The organism is Streptococcus sp. 3.1, from assembly GCF_016648915.1.
In the GTDB taxonomy this organism is placed as follows: domain Bacteria; phylum Bacillota; class Bacilli; order Lactobacillales; family Streptococcaceae; genus Streptococcus; species Streptococcus salivarius_E.
Window position 1 is genome coordinate 142,859 of sequence record NZ_JACLQV010000001.1, and the last position, 18,015, is coordinate 160,873.

Sequence of the window (18,015 nt, forward strand, 5' to 3'; positions counted from 1 at the left end):
CCTATCATCTTAAAAGGGTTATGTCTTAAATAAAGTTCAGATAGAAGATTGGTCTTTGTTTATCTGTAGTCAAAGACTAGCTCATTATTCTGTTACAAAAAACAAGTTTCTCTTCGGATCTAGTTTCTTTGTTCAATTAAGCTTTGTTTGCTGAACATAGTTGATTTATTCGCCATACTTTCCATTACATCGTAAATCTCTATATTTAAGATTTCAAACAACCATATTAATAGGAAAAGAACTTCATTATTCCTCTTAATTCTATGAAAAGTGTGGCTAATTTGAGGCAAAATATTAAACTAAATTTGCCACAAATTAATAGCTTCACTATTATTCTAAATCAATAAGTAGTAAATAATCTTATTTTTTTCTACCAGACTGTCTTTAGATATTAGCTTTTCGTTACCCACTACAGTTGACATAGACCCACAAAAAACTTAAAAACCTTGCGATATAAGACTGGTACGGAGAAGACCAATCTATCATCACAAGGTAAGAGTATTCAAATCTTATTGAAGACTCAAATAATAACAAATTTTAATTAAGGATCGTAATATCGTAGGTTTTTCTAGAAGTTTCTTGAGGTGAAACCTTCGTTACCTGTCTTTTATCTTCTAAGAAATTACCTTCTTCAAGTGATGTGGAGAGACCACTCCAAGGCTCCAAAGCAATGAATGGGCTCTTATTAGTTGTTGACCACAGAATCAAGTTAGGAAAATCATCAAAATCTACTCGAAGACCTTTGTCAGACTTCCTTGACCGAAGTGTCACGCTGCGAGATTTGAGCTGGTCAAGTGTAATGGCATCATGGGAAAAAAGTGAGTAATCCAAATCGAGAATCTTTTGATTTTCCAAAAAAGGTGTCCGATCTTGTAAATCTAATAACCCTGTCTCAGGAAAACTCTTTGGTATCGAGCACGACTCAACCTCACTAAATTCAATATAATAATCCTCATAGTTTTCGCCTTCTACTAAAGGACAATTGAATGCTGGATGAGCTCCAATAAAGTAAGGCATTGTTTTTTCCGTTTCCAAGTTCGTCACCTGAAATTCGGTTCTAATTGATTTACCATTCAAGGTATAAACAACTCTAAGTTCAAACTGATATAGGTAATTATCAAGCATATCAGCATTTGGTTTAATACTGAAGGTCACGCTATTATCATTAACTTCTTCCAGAGTAAATTCTTCTTTTCGAACAAAACCATGTCTACGAATAAGACCTGTAAAAAAGGGTCTTTCTTGAGGTCTATAAATAGCCCAATCATTTCGTAAACTACCACAGATAGGAAATAGAATAGGCGCCTGTCCATTCCAATATTTTGGATCAGCTTGCCAGAGATACTCTATCCCATCCTTATCTTTAATCGAAGTCAGTTGACCACCAAGTGTTTTAAACTGAACAGTAAGATACTCGTTTTTTAATTCGATAGTCACAACTAATTCCTTTCTTTTTATTATTGGAAAGGCAAATAATTTACCTCGAAGTGAACAGTCTCACGTATTTCTACATCGAGTGATTGTAAAAATTCCCATTCAAATGCTGATAACTCTAAATCAGAATGGCAAATCCACTCTTTTCCAGTTGAAACATATCATTTACCACATTTTAGCAACGAGATAGCTTCAAGCTTAGGAATCATAGGACAATCTTCGAAACTAACAATATATACCTTTTCAAAGCCTGATCTAAATAAGTATTGTACTTTTTCTAAAGTATCAGATAACAATATTTTACATTTTCAAGTGATATTACTCTACCACTTGAGTTTCTGCTACTTTCTTATACCAATGAGCTGATTTCTTAGGATAACGTTCTTGCGTGTCAAAGTCTACATAGAATAGTCCATAACGTTTTTCGTATCCGTTTGACCATGAGAAGACATCCATAAGTGACCAGATGAAGTAACCTTTAACATTTGCACCATCTGCAATTGCGTCTGATAAAACTTCCAAGTGTTTCTTCACGTAATCAATACGACCATCATCATAAACAGTATTATCTACAAACTCATCTTTGTATCCAAGACCATTCTCAGTGATGTAAATCTTCTTGTAGTTTGGATAATCATTTTTTACTCGCATGATTTGGTCATACAAGCCTTCAGGATAAATAATCCAGTCCCAATCCGTTCTAGGCACATAATCTGGTGCGATTCGGCGACCAACACCTTTAATTTGGTACTTAGAACTTCCTTTTTCACCCTTACCATTGTGAATGATTTCAGTCTCACCTTCAAAGGCTTGCATCCAATCACTCATGTAATAGTTAATACCAAGGAAATCGTTCAAATCTTTAGCTGCTTCAAGTGCTTGGAAGTCTTCATCACGAAGATCAAGTTCTCCACCATTTTCAGCTAGGATGTGGTTGACACCTTCCATCGTTTTATCTGAATAGTGTCCAAGGTAGGTTGCATCCAAGATAAATTTGTTATGGATGATATCTTCTAACTCAGCGGCACGAACATCTGCTGGATTTTCTGGATCATAAGGGTATTTGGTTGGCAACGCATGTACTACACCAATTTCGCCTTTATAACCTTTATCTTTATACAATTTCACAGCACGTGCATGAGAAACCATCATGTTGTGGTGTGATTGGAAGACTTTGGCAAGATCATATTGAATGCCTGGAGGGAATTTACCAACCAAGTATTGACCATCTCCAATTGGGCCAATTTCATTGAAAGTTGTCCAGTAATTTACTTCTGGGAACTCTTCAAAACAGAAAGCGGCATAATCTACAAAGTGTTCTATATTTTCGCGGTTTAAGAAATCTCCATCTGAGTGAAGAGCTTCTGGAGTGTCAAAATGGTGCAAAGTCACGAATGGTTCAACATGACGTTTGTGGCACTCAGCAAAAAGATTATGGTAGAATTCAACACCTTTTTCATTTACTTCGCCATAGCCAGTTGGAAAAATACGAGACCAGGCAATTGAAATACGAATACCATTAACGCCATATTCTTCAGCTAATTCTAAATCAACAGGATATTTATGGTAAAAATCACTTGCAGGCTCTGCTGTGTACCAATAATTGTCTTCAAGATACTTATCCCATGCAACTGGGCCTTTACCATCTGTATGAGTCGCACCTTCTGCTTGATAAGCAGCTGTAGCGCCACCAAAAATAAAATCTTTAGGAAGTGTTTTAGTCATAACTATAAATCCTTTCAAAAAAAGCATTTGAGACGAGATTCTGAGTTCCGGAAACCAAGGAAATGAAATGATATGGTTAACAATATTAAAAGGAATGGAAAGAGTAATCTCGTCTCAAATAACTTTTACAAATTTATTAATCAAATTGTTGTTGAACAAATGCAAGAGCACCTTGTCCATCACGTGTCAATTTGATATATTGAGCTCCTTCAGTTTTTGCAAGTTTAATGCCCAATTTATCTGTTTCAGCCTTCATATCATCGAAGTTTGAAGCGACCTGTGGAGCCAAGATAACCAAGTCAAACTCTGGCAACATTTCACGGTGAGCACCGTAACCACCCGCTGCCGCTTTGACTGGAACATTGTATTCTGCTGCTGCTTTGTTCAAGGCATTGGCAAGCAAGCCACTTGTACCTCCACCTGCACAAAGAACAAGGACATTAGTTTCTTCTGTGATGTTATTGTCTGCTACTACATCTTCTTTAGCAACGCCTGCTTTTTCAAGAACGGCATCTGCTTTAGCAGTATTGAAGTTTGCAGCTACTTTTTCTTTAAGAGCATCGTTTGTTTTACCAGAACGTTCTTCTTCAAGAATTTGTTCATCGTATACCTTAACAAATGGATAATAAATGAGAGTATCAACAACAACCAAGAGTCCGGCTAAGATAAATGATAGAACTTGGAAGTTAGTACCGAGTACAATTCCCAACGGACCAGGAGTAACCCATGGAAGGTTGGCAGAGAATGAGTTCATGTTCAATGTGTCAACAAAGAATTTAAAGATCCAAACGTTGATAATCGGAGCGAAAATGAATGGTACAAAGAAAATCGGATTCAATACGATTGGTGCACCAAATAAGATTGGCTCATTAACCCCAAAGAATGTTGGAACAACTGAGGCACGTCCGATGGCACGGTTACGTTCTGATTTACAAATCCACATGAACAAGAATGGAACAATCAGTGTAGCCCCTGTACCACCCATGGTAACAATAAACATTTGTGTACCAGAAGTGATAACTTTATCTGCATGTTGTCCAGCTTGGATAAGATGCAAGTTGGCATCGATATTGGCATAAGTGATAGCAGCGATTGCTGGTTCGACGATTGAAGGACCGTGGATGCCAACAAACCAGAAGAAGGCATAAGCACCAAAGATAAGTGTAATTCCAAGGTAACCATCTGCAGCTGAGAAAAGAGGAGCAAGAAGGGTACCGATTGATTCTGCAACAGTTACACCAAGAATTCCTTTAACAATGAGTTCAAGTCCATAAAGGAGAACAACCGATACAGTGAATGGAATCAAGTCTTTAAATACTTGAGAGATATTTGGTGGAACTTCTTCAGGCATACGAATAGTAACATTATTTTTAACACAGACCTTGTAAACATTAACTGTCACAAAGGCTGCAATAAATGCTGTCAAAAGACCTTTTGTTCCCATGAAGGCTGTCAAGAAGCCTCCTTCTTTAGCTGGCTCAGCTGCCATCAAAAGGAAACCAACCATAGACGCTAGCATCGTAGATAAGAAGTTAATCTGATTTGTCGCAGGTAGGTCACGGTTCATAGAGTCCGTCAAAGCTTTAGCGGTAGTACCACCAACAAAGAATGCTAGGATACCCATCGAATAGCTATAAGGAGTCATCAAGAATGTCTCAATATCTTTAGACCAGTGGAAACCCCAAGCATTTGGTACATAGGCAATAAGGATAAAGATAGATGAGAAAAGGATGACTGGCATACCAGCAATAAATCCATCACGAATAGCACGAAGATAGATGTTTCGAGAAATTTTCTCAAAGAATGGTTTCCCTTTCTCAATAAGTTCAATGAGTTTATGCATTATTTTGCTCCTCTTTTATAAAGTTCGATGAGGTGATGAATCACATCTTTTAATAAGACAGTAGTCATTAAGTGGTCCTGACCATGCATCATGGTAACGCTGTATGGAAGTTCCTCCCCAGAAGCTTCTCGAGCCAACATAGCTGTCTGAGAATTGTGAGCCTCTGCAATACAGCTTCCTGCTTCTACTACAAGACTATCTGCCTTAGCGAAATCACCATTTTCAGCCGCTTTAAGCGCTTCTAAAAGTTTAGAGCGAGCATCTCCAGCATAAGCAACAATTTCAAACCCTAAGAGAGTCATCTCTTCTCTGTTCATAACAATATCCTCCGTTTTGTATTTTTTACTATACTTTATCAGTCCATGGACTAGCTGTTTTAACAAGAACTTTGTTAAGTTCATCAATATTTTCGAATCCAGTAGTACGCAACCACTCACGTGCTGCTTTTTCACCTTCTTTGATGTAAGGTTCTACAGATCCTGCCCAAGTAGCACGTCCACAAAGCACACCATTAAACTTGGCACCTGAGTCGTGAGCAAATTGCAATGTTTCTTGGAACAATTTAGCAGATACACCTGCACTTAGGTAGATGTATGGAAGGTTAGTCGCTTCTTCTTGTGCTTTAAAGAAGTCAGCAGCTTCAGCTTTACTGTAAACCACTTCACCATCAGCAAAACCTTCGACATATTTAACGTTAACTGGTACTTCTACTTTAAGAACATCAATGTTAAAGCGTGGATCAGAGAAAACTTTCATCGCTTCAATGACTTTGCGAGGCTTCACTTTTGCATATTCAACAGAACCTGCATCTGAGATTTCTTCATCATAAGCAAGGATTTCCAAGAAGAAAGGAATATCTTCAGCTACACATTCAGAACCAACACGTTCAATATAAGCTTGTTTTTGTTGGTTAAGTTCATCTGAGCTGTCTACATCATAGTAAAGCAAGAACTTAACGGCATCAGCGCCTTGCTCTTTGATGCGTTTTGCAGACCAAACATCCAAGCAGTCAGGCAAACGTTTTGTACTTGATGTATCATAACCTGTTTTTTCATAGGCAAGAAGAAGACCAGCTTCTTTATCCAATGCTTTTGTTGCTGGAAGTCCGTATTCAGGATCAAGCAACATTGATGATGCATATTTTGTAAGTTCATCAGCAACCAAAACCTTTAGTTCTTCCATTTGAGCCACTGTTGGCTCTGCATCTTGATATTGTGCCATCAAACGTTTCAAAGCACCACGTTGGTCAAATGCCAAAGCTGAGATAACACCGTTTTTATCTGAAAGTTTTTCCAAAGATTTGCGTTTCTGTTCTGTAAGTACCATTTTTATACCTCTTTTATACTTTTCCTACTAAGTTCTTTTACAAGATGAATGTCTCTAGTTTATACGTAAAAATTTTCAACCAATTATTTTATCTAATTATGAGATTTATAGATCTATTATCTAGTCGTGATACTCACCACGGTCCCATTTTTCAAGGAATTCTGTAAAGAAATCTTCATCTGCTTGATGTGCATTATGAGTTTCAACGTGTTCGATTTTTGCAATCAATTTTTTATTTTCTTCTGTTGGCTTGTACTCTGCTTCAATGAAAGCTTCAATAATGTCATTCATAAGAAGACCACCAGTGATCATTCCACCGAAACCGATAACATTCGCATTTAACTCTTCTTTTGCATATATAGCTGATGTCATATCACGAACTAATGCTGAGCGAACACCTGGAACTTTATTGACTGCATTGTTAATACCGACACCTGTACCACAGATACATACTCCCAAGTCTGCTTGACCACTAACTACTGCTTCACCGACTTTTTTACCATAGATAGGGTAGTGAGTGCGTACGTGGTCATATGTCCCGAAATCAAGAACCTCATGTCCTTTTGATTTCAAGAATTCTGATACTGCCATTTTTTCATCTGTGACAATGTGGTCACATCCAATTGCGATTCTCATTCGTTAACTCCTTTTCTCAACACATCTTGTTAAGCATATCTACTCGGATTTGATGGCGTCCACCATCATATTTACCGTTGACGAAACCTTTAGCGATATTTTTAGCAAGCTCATCACCAACAATTTCAGCACCCACTGTAATCATTCGTGAATTGTTATGTCCGCGTGTCATATATGCTGATCGTTCATCTGAAACTTCCGCAGCAACCATACCTTTAATTTTTGTTGCTACCATGAATGGGCCAGCTCCATAGGCATCAATGACAATACCCAAATTTTGCTCATCTTTGTTTACTACAGAAGCAACTGCCAAGGTAACATCAACGAAATCCTGTCCGTCCTCAGTCACATCAATTACCTCAAAACCTTCTTCAACAAGAAAGTGTTTGACAACATCTTTTAATCTCTTACCTTTGAGATCTGCACCAACAACAATAGCCATTTTGACTACCTCCTAAATTTTAGAAAGAAATGCTACATAAAAGTAGAAAATATTTTGCAAAAATGTTTGAAATAACGCTTTCATCATTTCTTTGACTCTATAATATCAAACAAAAAAAAAAAAAAGCAACACTTTTATGTTTGTTTTTTGTTTATTTTTGGTGTTTTTTTGAAAATTCTTCTTTCGTTAAGGGTTTTTGTTCTCTTATTGAGTATTTTCTGTGACTAAACTTCTTACAAGAAAAGTCATATGACATCTCTTCGCTCATCATTTTTCATATGTATTATCGAAGTTCTTATAAGCTTCTCCCTCTTAGAACCTTATTATTTATAGGAAGTCTTTTAAGATGGCTACGCTAACAGTCACAAACTTATCAAACATGTGTTTCAATTTAGAAAAGTTATATTGTGTTTGATAATGTTTGTTTTTCTTTGAAAAACTGACTAATTATGATACAATACAATAGTAGAAAGTTATAAGTTTAAGAAAATTATTCAATGAGAGAAGAAGCTTTATATGAACAAAAAACGACGATTAGAAAAAATTTTAGATATGTTAAGGATAGATGGAACGATAACCATCAAAGAAATCATAGATGAACTCGATATTTCTGACATGACCGCTCGAAGAGATCTTGATACTCTCGAAGCTGAAGGGTTTTTGACGCGTACTCATGGAGGGGCTCAGCTTGTTCCTTCTAAGAAACCGCTTGAAAAAACGCATACCGAGAAGAAAATCCTTAATACTAAAGAAAAAAGAGCCATCGCTACAAAGGCCAGCTCTTTAATTAAAGAAGGCGACACTATTTTCATCGGTCCTGGAAGTACGCTAGAGCATCTTGCCCAAGAATTGAAGGACAGGAACATCCGTATCATTACAAACAGTCTCCCTGTTTTCCTTATTTTAATCAATAGTGCCACTATTGATTTACTACTTATTGGTGGCGAATATAGAGAGGTAACAGGGGCCTTTGTTGGTTCGATGGCTTCAACCAACCTAAAGTCAATGAGATTTGCTAAAGCCTTTGTTAGTGCAAATGCTGTCACTAACAATTCTATTGCTACCTACAGTGATAAGGAGGGGGAGATTCAACAACTTGCACTAAACAATGCTATTGAAAAGTTCTTATTAGTTGATCATACCAAATTCCACCGATATGACTTCTTTAACTTTTACAATCTCGACCAGTTCGATACCCTTATTACTGATAACAAAATTAGCCCTCAACAATTCGAGGAATTTAGTCAGTACACTACAATTTTAAAAGCAGACTAGAATTATGATTTTTAAAAATATTGTTTTTGATCTTGATGATACTCTTTACGACCACCAACTTCCCTTTAAACGGAGCGTTGAGAAATGTTTCCCAACGATTAATATTGAACAAATAGATACTATTTACAAACGTTTTAGATATTGGTCTGATGTTGCTTTTCCTAAATATACGAAAAAACTTATCAGTATCGAAGAACTTAGAATTTTTCGCTGTCAGAAGACAATGGAGGAATTTGGCATCGATAATATTTCTAAAACAGAAGCCGTAGACTTTCAAGCTGACTATGAATATGAACTCGATCAGATTACGATGATTCCTGAGATACATCAACTACTGCTGGCTCTACATGAAAACCACATCCCAATAGGTATTCTAACTAATGGCCCTGTTGACTTACAGAGTCGAAAACTCCAACTTATTGGTGCCTATCAATATTTTGAAAAGAAAAAAATCATTATTAGTCAGACCACAGGATATAGCAAACCACAACAAGAAATCTTTGACTATACCGCCAAAAAATTAAATTTCTTACCTTCAGAAAGCCTATACATCGGAGATACGTTTATCAATGATATTGAAGGCAGTTACCTAGCAGGATGGCATCCTATCTGGTTCAATCATAGAAACAGACAGGTAGCAAAAGAGAAAGAAGAAATGCCTACTTATGAAGTCTTTAGTGCAAGTGAACTTCGAGATTTAGTTCTTGGCCTATTTAATATTAATCATGATTTCAAATAGATCTAAGAACATGCTCCTTCACCTACTTAGGCGAAATAAGGGGCCATTTCGAATCAATACAAAAGAAAAAACGCTGATTTCGAGCGTTTTTTTGGTAATCTTATTAAAACTATGGGAGGAGAATAATGGCTTTCCCCTATTTTTATTTTCCTTCTAAGTTTAACGAATGGTGGCTATACTCAAATATCCTTATGTTTTTCATCTCTTGTCTTTGCTTTACTTTAAAAACAAAATAATGATTTCTTCCATCTTTAGCATTTTCTTGATTTAATCTGAAGTAATTAGTATGACATAGGGCCATCGTTCGAAGAATATCATCAGTCAAAAATGTCAGAGGAACACTCATATTAGAGTACCTTTGAAAATCCTCCTCAAAATGTGAGTAGCTCTCAGAAAAGTAGTCTATTTGTAAATCACTTGCATATAAAGACCTTCTATCCATTTCTTCAACCTTCTTTCAATGGTATAAAATTTCCAACTATGATTCCTACTACTCGTGGATCTTCATCATAGGAAATAAGGATATCATCATATCTTGGATTAATCGAAACTAAGCGTAAACCTTCTTCTTCACGGAAGACTCGTTTAATATAAGTTTGGTTATTACATACTACAGCATAAACTGCCCCATCATAATCAAAACCTGTCTCACGGATAAGAGCCACTGAACCATCTTGATATTTTGGTTCCATAGAATCTCCAGATACCCAAGAGGCAAAATCATGAGCTAGTTCTTCACCAAAATAAACAGTATCATAATTTCGATCATCGTAAACTGATGCACCAATACCAGCAGACATTTTTTCATAAACATGGTATTCGTAGAGATTTTCTAAAACCGATATTCCTTGTTGAGTTTTCTCTTTTCGCACCAAGTCACGTGCATACTCTACTACTTGATTTTTACCTTTATTCGATAATGTATTATACAGACGAACAATCTCAATTTCTGTAAAATATCCCTTTGGTACTTTAAGTATTTTTTCCAACTGTTTTACTTTCTCTTTGGATGGTTCTTTTACTCCACGTTCCCATGCTGAATAGGCTTGATAACTGATTCCTAATTGATCTGCTATATCCTTTTGGGTTAACTTTAGCTCTTTTCTACGAGCTTTTAATTTTTCTGGTTGGTACATTGTTCACCTCACATTAATAGTAATTGTAATTCTGCTTTTTTCTTTGCCTCTTCATCAGAGAGTTTTTCTTTATCCCAAACATAGGCAATAGACTTTCCTTTGTTATAAACAAGCCACGTCTTCAGATTGATACTACTAGCTTTAATTGCTTTCCAGTTATCTTGATTCAATAAATCGGGATATTCTTGACTGGTTGTAAAACCTAGTTTACTCACCCTCTGCCTAACCTGATTAAGAAGAGAAGGTTGAAACTGATGGAACTCATCTATAATTTGTTCTTTAATATCGTGAAACAAACGAAAAATAGAAGCATTCTTCCCTTCTATATAGGTCTCAATTGCTTGTTTGATTTCACTATCTTTATCAGGATAATATTCACGTAGAAAGTCCAAAAGACGAAAAAATAAAGCCTGTTTTGAAACTTCAAGACTATTTTGTACTTGATAGAAGGTATCGCAACTATAGTAGATTTTTGATAAAAGTACAATATCAGGCATCAATACTACTGCTGAAAAGACATTAGCTTCTCGTTCTATCGAATTCTCTTGATTATCAATAGATTCTGCAAAATAATTTCCATTATGTTTAAGAATAAAATGCCCCAATTCGTGACAAAGTGTAAAATTCTGTTTAACTTTTGGATTATCTATCTCATAAGAAAAACTGACCCCCAATTCGTCAACTACTGTTAATCCCTCTATTTTATGATTGGAAAAGTGATGACTAATCACTTGAATTTGATTATTCTGGATACAATGTTGAAAAAAATAATTAAAATTATAGTTCAATAATGAAATATCATCATCTTTCATATACTGATATAACACTTGTTTTGTTGCCCTACTCACTCTTGCATACAATTCATTCAACGAACAGTACCTCCTTTAAGTAAAAGTTATACAACTAAACCGTTTTGGTTTAGTTAATTGTATAAAGAAAGTAGACATTTGTCTACTCATAACATCTCAGCATTGTTTTTTGGTCTCACATTAAAAATATCTCTTTTCCATCGTTATCATATATCCTTAAGTTACCTTTCTTTATATCTTCAAGTTCATCAATAATCATTTGATTATATTTTTCAGGATGAACCTCTATTTTTTCATTAGTCCATATGAGATATTTCTTTGAAGAACAATTTTTGTGCTCTATAGTAACATTTAAATCATGTTCATAAGTTAATTTCTGAGATTCAGTAAATAAAAATTTTTTTGAGCATTCCGGACATTGAAGAATATACGTTTCTTCTGGTTTTTCCCCCTTCTCTATCAATTTTCTGTCAAATAGCATTCTATTGAAATAGTAAACTAGTTTTGAGTATAGATTGATAACCTTTTGCGATAATTCCACAAATTTATTAAATTCATCTACATTATAAATAGATCCATTGATGGAAAAGACCTTTTTATATAGCCCACTACCATCAAAGCTGTAGCTTTGATTATACTTAGAAAAAATAGATTGATAGTGAGTTTCATAATTTCTTAATATATTCATAGATCGGATTTCACTTTTACCAAGAATTTCTTCAATCGCCATAAAATATTCATTTATTATATACTTACTTTTTATTTTCTTAATAACTGCATTAAGGTTAACTGCTTTATATTTTTTATCAGAATCTTCTACACCATTTATAGCTTGAGTAACAACACCTTTTGAAAGTAAAGTAGGGGCAATATCTTTCCTTAGAGGATTTAATTCTAAATCATAAAAGTTGTTTAAAACCTGTGCATATAGATCAAGAAACGAGCCCAATAATCTCACCAATATATTTGCATAAAATGCTTTTTTTTGTTCTGAATAGCTATACTCCATACAATGAAAACAATATAAAATATCAGAAATCAAATAATCTTCTAATTGTGTATCATTTCCATTGAACAATGGATTCAAATTAAAGTTAGAAAATTCCTTACTTCCTTCTAGATAAGCTTCTATACGATTCTTTTTCTTTCTATGCTCAACTTTTATTTTATATAGACTAATTATTTCTCGTATTATATTATCTTTCTTCCTCAAAAGCTCTCTTCCTTTCTTCCATGAATGCAATCAACTCCTGTTTGAAGACTGCTTTCTCTTCTTCAGTCAGACCTTTTGAATTCATACGAAAAAGCAATTCAATATTATCTAGTTCATCAGCTTTTTCTTCTGAATTACCTACTAAATAGTCAACTGACACATTTAAAATTTGTGCAATCTTGACTAGATTTTCTTGTGTAGGTTTTTTGACTCCACGTTCCCATGAAGCGTATGCTTGTTGCGAAATTCCTAATTTCCCTGCAACATCAACCTGAGTTAATCCTACTTTCTTCCTAAGATTTTTTAAGCGTTCCGAAAATTCCATTTTTAACCTCTAAAAAATTTTTTAACTTTTTCGAATAACCCCTTGACAAAATACAACCACAGGTTGTATAATGTAATCAACAACTGATAGTTGTAATTGACTTGAAAATAATAACCTCTTTCAAGGCTAAGTTCCCGGATCATTGAAAATTAAATAAAAAGTGCGTCTGACAACCAGAGGACTGACTATCAAACTACACTAAACTTCGTACCTTTATTGTAATTGTTTGAATAAGAAAAGTCAAGTCTGTTTTATGGTTGAAGTGAAGATTAAAACAAATATTTTGTGGGCTTCCACGCATTTCGGACGTTCATCGCTTTTGCCGAATAGTAAAGTGAACTGGCTTCGCCAAAGGGCGTAAGAGAATCCCTTGGGTGTGATAAGGACTACCTAAAGAGATTGGCCGGGCAAGCGATGGTAATTCATGCAATGCACCTTGCTAAACGTTGCCACCGTGGAAAGAAGAATCTTTCCAACCAAACAACTTTTCTATACTGCTGTCTATCTTTTGAGATAGACTTACTCTCAAGCTACTAAGTCTTCTTTATATCTTAGTAGCTTTTTTACGCTTACAATAAAGGAGAAATTATGACTAACTTTTTTCGCACTACAATGTAAACGCCTCTATGATAACTATGAATTCACCTATAACATGTTTAGCTACTCGCCTAAACTACAAGCTAAACTCTATGCACAAGCTCTTATTGACCTCGAACATTTAGTCCAAGAAGCTCGTAGAAACAGCTATCCTAGTGGTGATATTCAGTTCTATAGTCGACAGTTTAAACGTAAACTATTTACCCACTATTACTCAAGAGTGAAGCAACTAGCTTAACTCTTTTTCTTTTGCTTAAATTCAGAAAGGAAAAACCTATGATTCCAGAAACACTTGTTATGAAACCAGATTTTATCGGCCCTGCTTACTACGAAAAATTAGGAAATGCTCCTCGTTTTATCTTTGGTAAAGAAGGCAAATACCAACGTCATATCCTTAATAGCGAAAAGCACGGTGCTTTTCACGTCATTACCCCTGCTTCTACCACCGTTTTCCCAGAAGATGCTCTCGTAGAAGCGGTCAACCCAATTTTTCTCTCAGACACGGCTCTAAACGGCAACTCAGTTGCCCCAGCCCTCAATGTCTTTGCGGAAAAATTAGTCCTAAAAAAATAAGAAAGTAAAGGAGAAATACCTATGGCTAAAATTGGATTAAACTACGGAGAAAAACTACAAATTGCAGACAAGACCTATCGTGTCATTACGGATGGCCTAAACGTACCTGAAGTCCTTGGAAGACTATCCTTCCGTGGCATTGAAGGTCCTGATATCATCTTTGAAGAAGATCGCACCCAACGAAATCCTGACGGCTCTTTCGTCCAAGTCAACACAGGAGAAATCCGTGGGATCGTTGTCGCAATTCATTCTTCTGTCCAACATGAAACCCTCTTTTTCACCATTGCTGATATGGCACAGTCTGAAATTGAAGACTTAGGAATTAAATATCGAGAAGAGGTTGAACTTGAAGATATCGTCATTACTCACACTCACGTTAATCGTAATGATATTTACAAGCTCTTTGCTTCTAAAATCAAGAAAAAGAATGGAGGGACGCCTATCAAGGAAAACAAACCTCTAGACAACAAAAAGGATAATTAGGAGGTGATGCAGGATGAAGCTCTTTACCTATCGTGGGATAAGAGTCACGGCCTTTTATCGTTATATTCGGGGAATCACCTGGTTTATCTGGTGGTTCCCTTCTTTGTTAGCGATTGGAAATTATTGCTATCTTAACCTAGAAGAATTGAAGGACCATCCCTTGCCACAAGTTTACTTTATCGGGGGTGTCCTTGTTGCTTCTTGCCTGGTGGCTTACCTACTGAATCGGATGTGTTACGAGAAAATCGTCTTCTTCCAAAAGCTCAATAGCCTACGGATTTTATCTCGCTTCTTGATAGAAAATAACCTCTATTTGATTAAAAATATCAGACGTGAAAACAAAACGATTGAAAAGATTGTCCTTCCTCAGGTCTACTTGAAACAGTCTCGCTACAAGATTGAAGTTCGTTTTATCCTAGAAGGCAATAAATTTCAGGACCGTTTTCTCAATCTTGGCTCGACTCTTGAAGTCATGTTTAACGGGGACTTTCGTAATAAAACCTTTGATAAACGGTTTATCACCTATGACATTGCCATCAACCGCATTGATAGCCGTATCACCATTAATGAGGTCGATGTCAAGGGATCTAAACTCCAACTTATGAAAGACGTCACTTGGGATTATATTGAAGAGCCTCACTTGCTCATTGGTGGGGGAACCGGTGGTGGTAAAACCGTTGTCCTTATGACCATTATCTATGCACTGGCTAAGATTGGCTTTGTGGATATCTGTGATCCAAAGAACTCTGATTTGGCTGGTCTCAAAAAGATACCTGTCTTTCATGGTCGTGTCTATACAAGTAAAGAAGATATCATCCAGTGTTTTAAAGAGAACGTCGCCTTCATGGAAAAACGCTACGAGCTTATGTCAACGTCACCTAAATTTCAAGCTGGAAAGAACTTTACATACTACGGTATGACACCCAAATTCATCCTCGTCGACGAGTGGGCAGCCCTTATAGCCAAGATTGACCGTGACTATAGTCTCCAATCTGAACTCATGGAATACCTCTCTCAGCTCGTCCTAGAAGGGCGTCAAGCTGGTGTCTTTATCATCTTTGCCATGCAACGACCTGATGGAGAATTCATCAAAACAGCTCTTCGAGATAACTTTATGAAACGTCTCTCAGTTGGCCACTTGGAATCAACAGGTTACGACATGATGTTTGGAGATGCTAACAAAACCAAAGAGTTCAAAAAGCTTGATGAAATCAATGGCGTCAAAGTTAAAGGACGAGGCTATATCGCAAATAATGGGGACCTGGCTGGGGAATTCTTCTCACCTTACGTGCCACTTGACCAAGGCTTCTCTTTCTATGATGCCTACGCAAAGATCCCTATTATGGAATATGATGGCAAAGAATTTGAGGTCTTTGGAGAAGTCCAACCTCAACCAGAAACGATTGAATCAATAGAGGAGGAAGATGCTCTAAACACTGATACTAACCTAAGACCGCTCAAGGTGTTTGCGGAGGAACAAGACCTCAAAATGGCGACACTTCGAAAGATCATTTATCTCTTACAAGAACAGGGGATTGATTTTGAACGGACGGAATCTGCCATTCTAGTCGATCCTTTTCAAGAAGAACTCCTTCTTGAAAGTCTTATCCACTTTGAGGAGGGAGGACGCAAATCTTATCCAAAGGCCGTTGAAGCGACGCTTAGGCATCATGGGCTAGGACAAGGGCAAGGGCAAGCCTGACCACAGGTCAGGCGCAGACCGTAGCCCGAAGTTCCTAGGCCATGATGAGACTTCAACCCCCGATTTCTAATTCCGAGAATCAATCTGAAATGAAAAAGAATGCTGATAATTCAACATTCTTTTTAAGTATTATTTGCAAAAAACAAGATATTTTGTCTGTTTAGCTACCAAAAAGCTACCAACAGATTTGTAATTTTTAAAAAATAAATTAGTAGTACTATTTTTAAATACCTAGTTATCTAAAAGAATAAATTCACCTTGTCGTTTTTTAACAAAATACATTTAGTTATTTCTTCTTTTTGGGTTTTGGTGCAGGTAATTCATCATACATTGCATTAATTAAACCAGTTAAAAACTCCTTGTTATCTAAATCATCTACCAATAACATTTCCTTTGCTCCATCATATGGCAATTCATATATTGCATTTTCCATATATTCTATTGCAGATTTTACAGGCTTCACTAAAAATCTATCATCATAAATTCCACCAATAATTTTTCCACGATAATAAATTATATATTCACCCATCATTGCACGATATGTTATTTCTTCCAAATCGGATAATTGTTCTAAAATAAAATCTAAATATTCTTTACTTGAAGCCATACTCTTTTCCTATTTATCCTCAAAATTTCAGCAATCCATTTTCATCAAATTGAAAATGCGGTCCCCATGAAACTTCCCAATAGTATCCATCTGGGTCCGAAAAATACGCATGATATCCACCCCAGAAAACTTCCTGTGGCTCTTTTACAATTTCCCCACCTGCTTTTCTTACTAATTCAATCACATTATCTACATCTTCTTTATGTTCAACATTGTAAGCTAATGTAATCCCAGAAAATCCATTTCCTTTTGGTGGATTATTTTCATTAATATCTTTTGCTAATTGTTCTAAAGGAAATAATTCGAACTTTGTTCCCGGAGTATCAAAAAAACATACCGGCGGATTATTTTCTGTACAATCAGTCTTATATCCTAAACCGTCTCTATAAAACTTGATTGACCTTTCCATATCTTTAACACCTAAACAAATACAAGTAATCTTGTTCATCGTTACCTCCTATAAATTCTAATTTGTTCAATTATACCAAATTTACCCCTGTCACATAAAGCTATAACAGAAAAATATTACAATCTTGAAATTACTGTATTTCTATTAAGCTTGACTTTGCCTTTTCTCTTGATATAGTCTTCAATATCAAACACATTCTTTTTATCAAAATCTTCAAGTAACTTATAATTCTTGTGCTTTGTAATATCGAACTTATCCGACAAAAATGGTCTGACACCTCGAAGCTGGAAAATATCTTGCCTCTCGTTTCCTCTATTTTCCCAGCGTTTAATAAATGCTTTAGCTTGCTTTTTTTGTTCCCGGATATTATTCACATTGTGCTCCCCAACTACCACATTATTTTGATTGATTTAATAAATCCTTTAAAGTGTTAATAATTTTGTTTTTATCTGTTTCTGTCAATTCATACTCTCTCAATAAACTAACAATTTCTTCTAGTCCGTCATCACGTCCTTTTAAAATCTCAAAAGATGTACCAAAGATTTCAGCTAATTTTTCTACTGTTTCATCTTTCGGATTTCTCCCTCCGTTTTCCCACCTAGCGTACTGGGCTTGAGCTACACCTAACTTTTCAGCAACTTCTGATTGAGTAAGTCCTACGTTCAGACGGGCTTTTTTTATATTGTCTTTCAACATTTTAAAAATCCTTTCGCTTTTCTATTGACCTATAACCAAAATGGT

General features: G+C 35.9%; 21 protein-coding genes and 2 pseudogenes. 6 read left to right on the top strand and 17 right to left on the bottom strand.

The window, feature by feature from the left end; translation table 11 throughout:
* Window positions 1–537: 537 nt before the first annotated feature.
* The 8 genes and pseudogenes from H7U02_RS00810 to lacA form a co-directional block, all read right to left on the bottom strand.
* Complete coding sequence (locus H7U02_RS00810) at window positions 538–1,437, bottom strand: aldose 1-epimerase family protein (protein WP_201042589.1); 900 nt, start codon at window positions 1,435–1,437, stop codon at window positions 538–540.
* Window positions 1,438–1,457: 20 nt separating this feature from the next.
* Window positions 1,458–1,730 (bottom strand): annotated as a pseudogene (locus H7U02_RS00815) (DUF3884 family protein).
* A gap of 22 nt (window positions 1,731–1,752) precedes the next feature.
* Complete coding sequence (gene lacG, locus H7U02_RS00820; RefSeq protein ID WP_201042591.1) at window positions 1,753–3,159, bottom strand: 6-phospho-beta-galactosidase; 1,407 nt, start codon at window positions 3,157–3,159, stop codon at window positions 1,753–1,755.
* A 136-nt stretch (window positions 3,160–3,295) separates the two neighbouring features.
* A complete protein-coding gene (locus tag H7U02_RS00825; protein WP_201042593.1) occupies window positions 3,296–5,002 on the bottom strand; it encodes a lactose-specific PTS transporter subunit EIIC in 1,707 nt (568 codons plus the stop codon).
* Window positions 5,002–5,319 carry a PTS lactose/cellobiose transporter subunit IIA gene (locus H7U02_RS00830; RefSeq protein WP_002290550.1) on the bottom strand — a complete coding sequence of 106 codons (318 nt, stop codon included), beginning with the start codon at window positions 5,317–5,319 and terminating at the stop codon, window positions 5,002–5,004. The genes H7U02_RS00825 and H7U02_RS00830 overlap by 1 nt, the downstream gene beginning before the upstream one ends.
* Before the next feature lie 28 nt (window positions 5,320–5,347).
* A complete protein-coding gene (lacD, locus tag H7U02_RS00835; protein WP_201035982.1) occupies window positions 5,348–6,328 on the bottom strand; it encodes a tagatose-bisphosphate aldolase in 981 nt (326 codons plus the stop codon).
* Between the two features lie 120 nt (window positions 6,329–6,448).
* Window positions 6,449–6,964: a galactose-6-phosphate isomerase subunit LacB gene (lacB, locus tag H7U02_RS00840; protein WP_002889666.1), complete on the bottom strand. Its 516-nt coding sequence runs from the start codon at window positions 6,962–6,964 to the stop codon at window positions 6,449–6,451.
* Between the two features lie 16 nt (window positions 6,965–6,980).
* Window positions 6,981–7,406 (bottom strand): galactose-6-phosphate isomerase subunit LacA, encoded by a 426-nt coding sequence (gene lacA, locus H7U02_RS00845; protein ID WP_201035983.1) that lies wholly within the window; start codon window positions 7,404–7,406, stop codon window positions 6,981–6,983.
* A gap of 516 nt (window positions 7,407–7,922) precedes the next feature.
* Between lacA and H7U02_RS00850 the strand changes: the two genes are divergently transcribed.
* Together H7U02_RS00850 and H7U02_RS00855 are read left to right on the top strand one after the other, a co-directional pair.
* Window positions 7,923–8,681, top strand: a complete 759-nt coding sequence (locus H7U02_RS00850) for a DeoR/GlpR family DNA-binding transcription regulator (protein WP_201042595.1) — start codon at window positions 7,923–7,925, stop codon at window positions 8,679–8,681.
* Between the two features lie 4 nt (window positions 8,682–8,685).
* Entirely contained in the window at window positions 8,686–9,420 is a 735-nt protein-coding gene (locus H7U02_RS00855) for an HAD family hydrolase (protein ID WP_201042597.1), read from the top strand.
* Between the two features lie 142 nt (window positions 9,421–9,562).
* Here the strand turns inward: H7U02_RS00855 and H7U02_RS11430 are convergent, their stop codons facing one another.
* The 5 genes from H7U02_RS11430 to H7U02_RS00875 all read right to left on the bottom strand — a co-directional run bounded on the left by H7U02_RS11430 (window position 9,563) and on the right by H7U02_RS00875 (window position 12,903).
* Window positions 9,563–9,862, bottom strand: coding sequence for a DUF5960 family protein (locus H7U02_RS11430; protein ID WP_221339815.1), 300 nt, complete (start codon window positions 9,860–9,862; stop codon window positions 9,563–9,565).
* Between the two features lie 4 nt (window positions 9,863–9,866).
* Window positions 9,867–10,556: an XRE family transcriptional regulator gene (locus tag H7U02_RS00860; RefSeq protein WP_201042599.1), complete on the bottom strand. Its 690-nt coding sequence runs from the start codon at window positions 10,554–10,556 to the stop codon at window positions 9,867–9,869.
* Between the two features lie 8 nt (window positions 10,557–10,564).
* Window positions 10,565–11,425 (bottom strand): ImmA/IrrE family metallo-endopeptidase, encoded by an 861-nt coding sequence (locus tag H7U02_RS00865; protein ID WP_201042601.1) that lies wholly within the window; start codon window positions 11,423–11,425, stop codon window positions 10,565–10,567.
* Between the two features lie 115 nt (window positions 11,426–11,540).
* Window positions 11,541–12,578, bottom strand: coding sequence for a hypothetical protein (locus H7U02_RS00870; protein ID WP_201042603.1), 1,038 nt, complete (start codon window positions 12,576–12,578; stop codon window positions 11,541–11,543).
* Complete coding sequence (locus H7U02_RS00875) at window positions 12,562–12,903, bottom strand: helix-turn-helix domain-containing protein (RefSeq protein WP_201042605.1); 342 nt, start codon at window positions 12,901–12,903, stop codon at window positions 12,562–12,564. The genes H7U02_RS00870 and H7U02_RS00875 overlap by 17 nt, the downstream gene beginning before the upstream one ends.
* A gap of 652 nt (window positions 12,904–13,555) precedes the next feature.
* Between H7U02_RS00875 and H7U02_RS00880 the strand changes: the two genes are divergently transcribed.
* The 4 genes from H7U02_RS00880 to H7U02_RS00895 are packed head-to-tail and all read left to right on the top strand — an operon-like array spanning window position 13,556 to window position 16,258.
* Window positions 13,556–13,738, top strand: coding sequence for a hypothetical protein (locus H7U02_RS00880; protein WP_081721214.1), 183 nt, complete (start codon window positions 13,556–13,558; stop codon window positions 13,736–13,738).
* Window positions 13,739–13,776: 38 nt separating this feature from the next.
* Window positions 13,777–14,073, top strand: a complete 297-nt coding sequence (locus H7U02_RS00885; RefSeq protein WP_021144871.1) for a hypothetical protein — start codon at window positions 13,777–13,779, stop codon at window positions 14,071–14,073.
* Window positions 14,074–14,094: 21 nt separating this feature from the next.
* On the top strand, window positions 14,095–14,556 hold the full coding sequence (locus tag H7U02_RS00890) for a conjugal transfer protein (RefSeq protein WP_201042606.1): 462 nt from the start codon (window positions 14,095–14,097) through the stop codon (window positions 14,554–14,556).
* 13 nt (window positions 14,557–14,569) lie between these two features.
* Window positions 14,570–16,258, top strand: a complete 1,689-nt coding sequence (locus H7U02_RS00895) for an FtsK/SpoIIIE domain-containing protein (protein WP_201042607.1) — start codon at window positions 14,570–14,572, stop codon at window positions 16,256–16,258.
* Between the two features lie 286 nt (window positions 16,259–16,544).
* On the opposite strand, the gene H7U02_RS00900 is transcribed toward H7U02_RS00895, so the two are convergent.
* From H7U02_RS00900 to H7U02_RS00915, 4 genes and pseudogenes are all read right to left on the bottom strand, one after another.
* The gene (locus H7U02_RS00900; protein WP_183140006.1) at window positions 16,545–16,865 is read right to left on the bottom strand and encodes a TfoX/Sxy family protein; all 321 of its coding nucleotides are present in this window, start codon (window positions 16,863–16,865) and stop codon (window positions 16,545–16,547) included.
* A gap of 19 nt (window positions 16,866–16,884) precedes the next feature.
* Window positions 16,885–17,313: a VOC family protein gene (locus H7U02_RS00905; protein WP_049513388.1), complete on the bottom strand. Its 429-nt coding sequence runs from the start codon at window positions 17,311–17,313 to the stop codon at window positions 16,885–16,887.
* 77 nt (window positions 17,314–17,390) lie between these two features.
* Window positions 17,391–17,567, bottom strand: a pseudogene (locus H7U02_RS00910) (conjugal transfer protein); the annotation flags it as partial.
* Window positions 17,568–17,670: 103 nt separating this feature from the next.
* Window positions 17,671–17,970, bottom strand: a complete 300-nt coding sequence (locus H7U02_RS00915) for a helix-turn-helix transcriptional regulator (RefSeq protein WP_183140007.1) — start codon at window positions 17,968–17,970, stop codon at window positions 17,671–17,673.
* Between the last annotated feature and the right edge of the window lie 45 nt (window positions 17,971–18,015).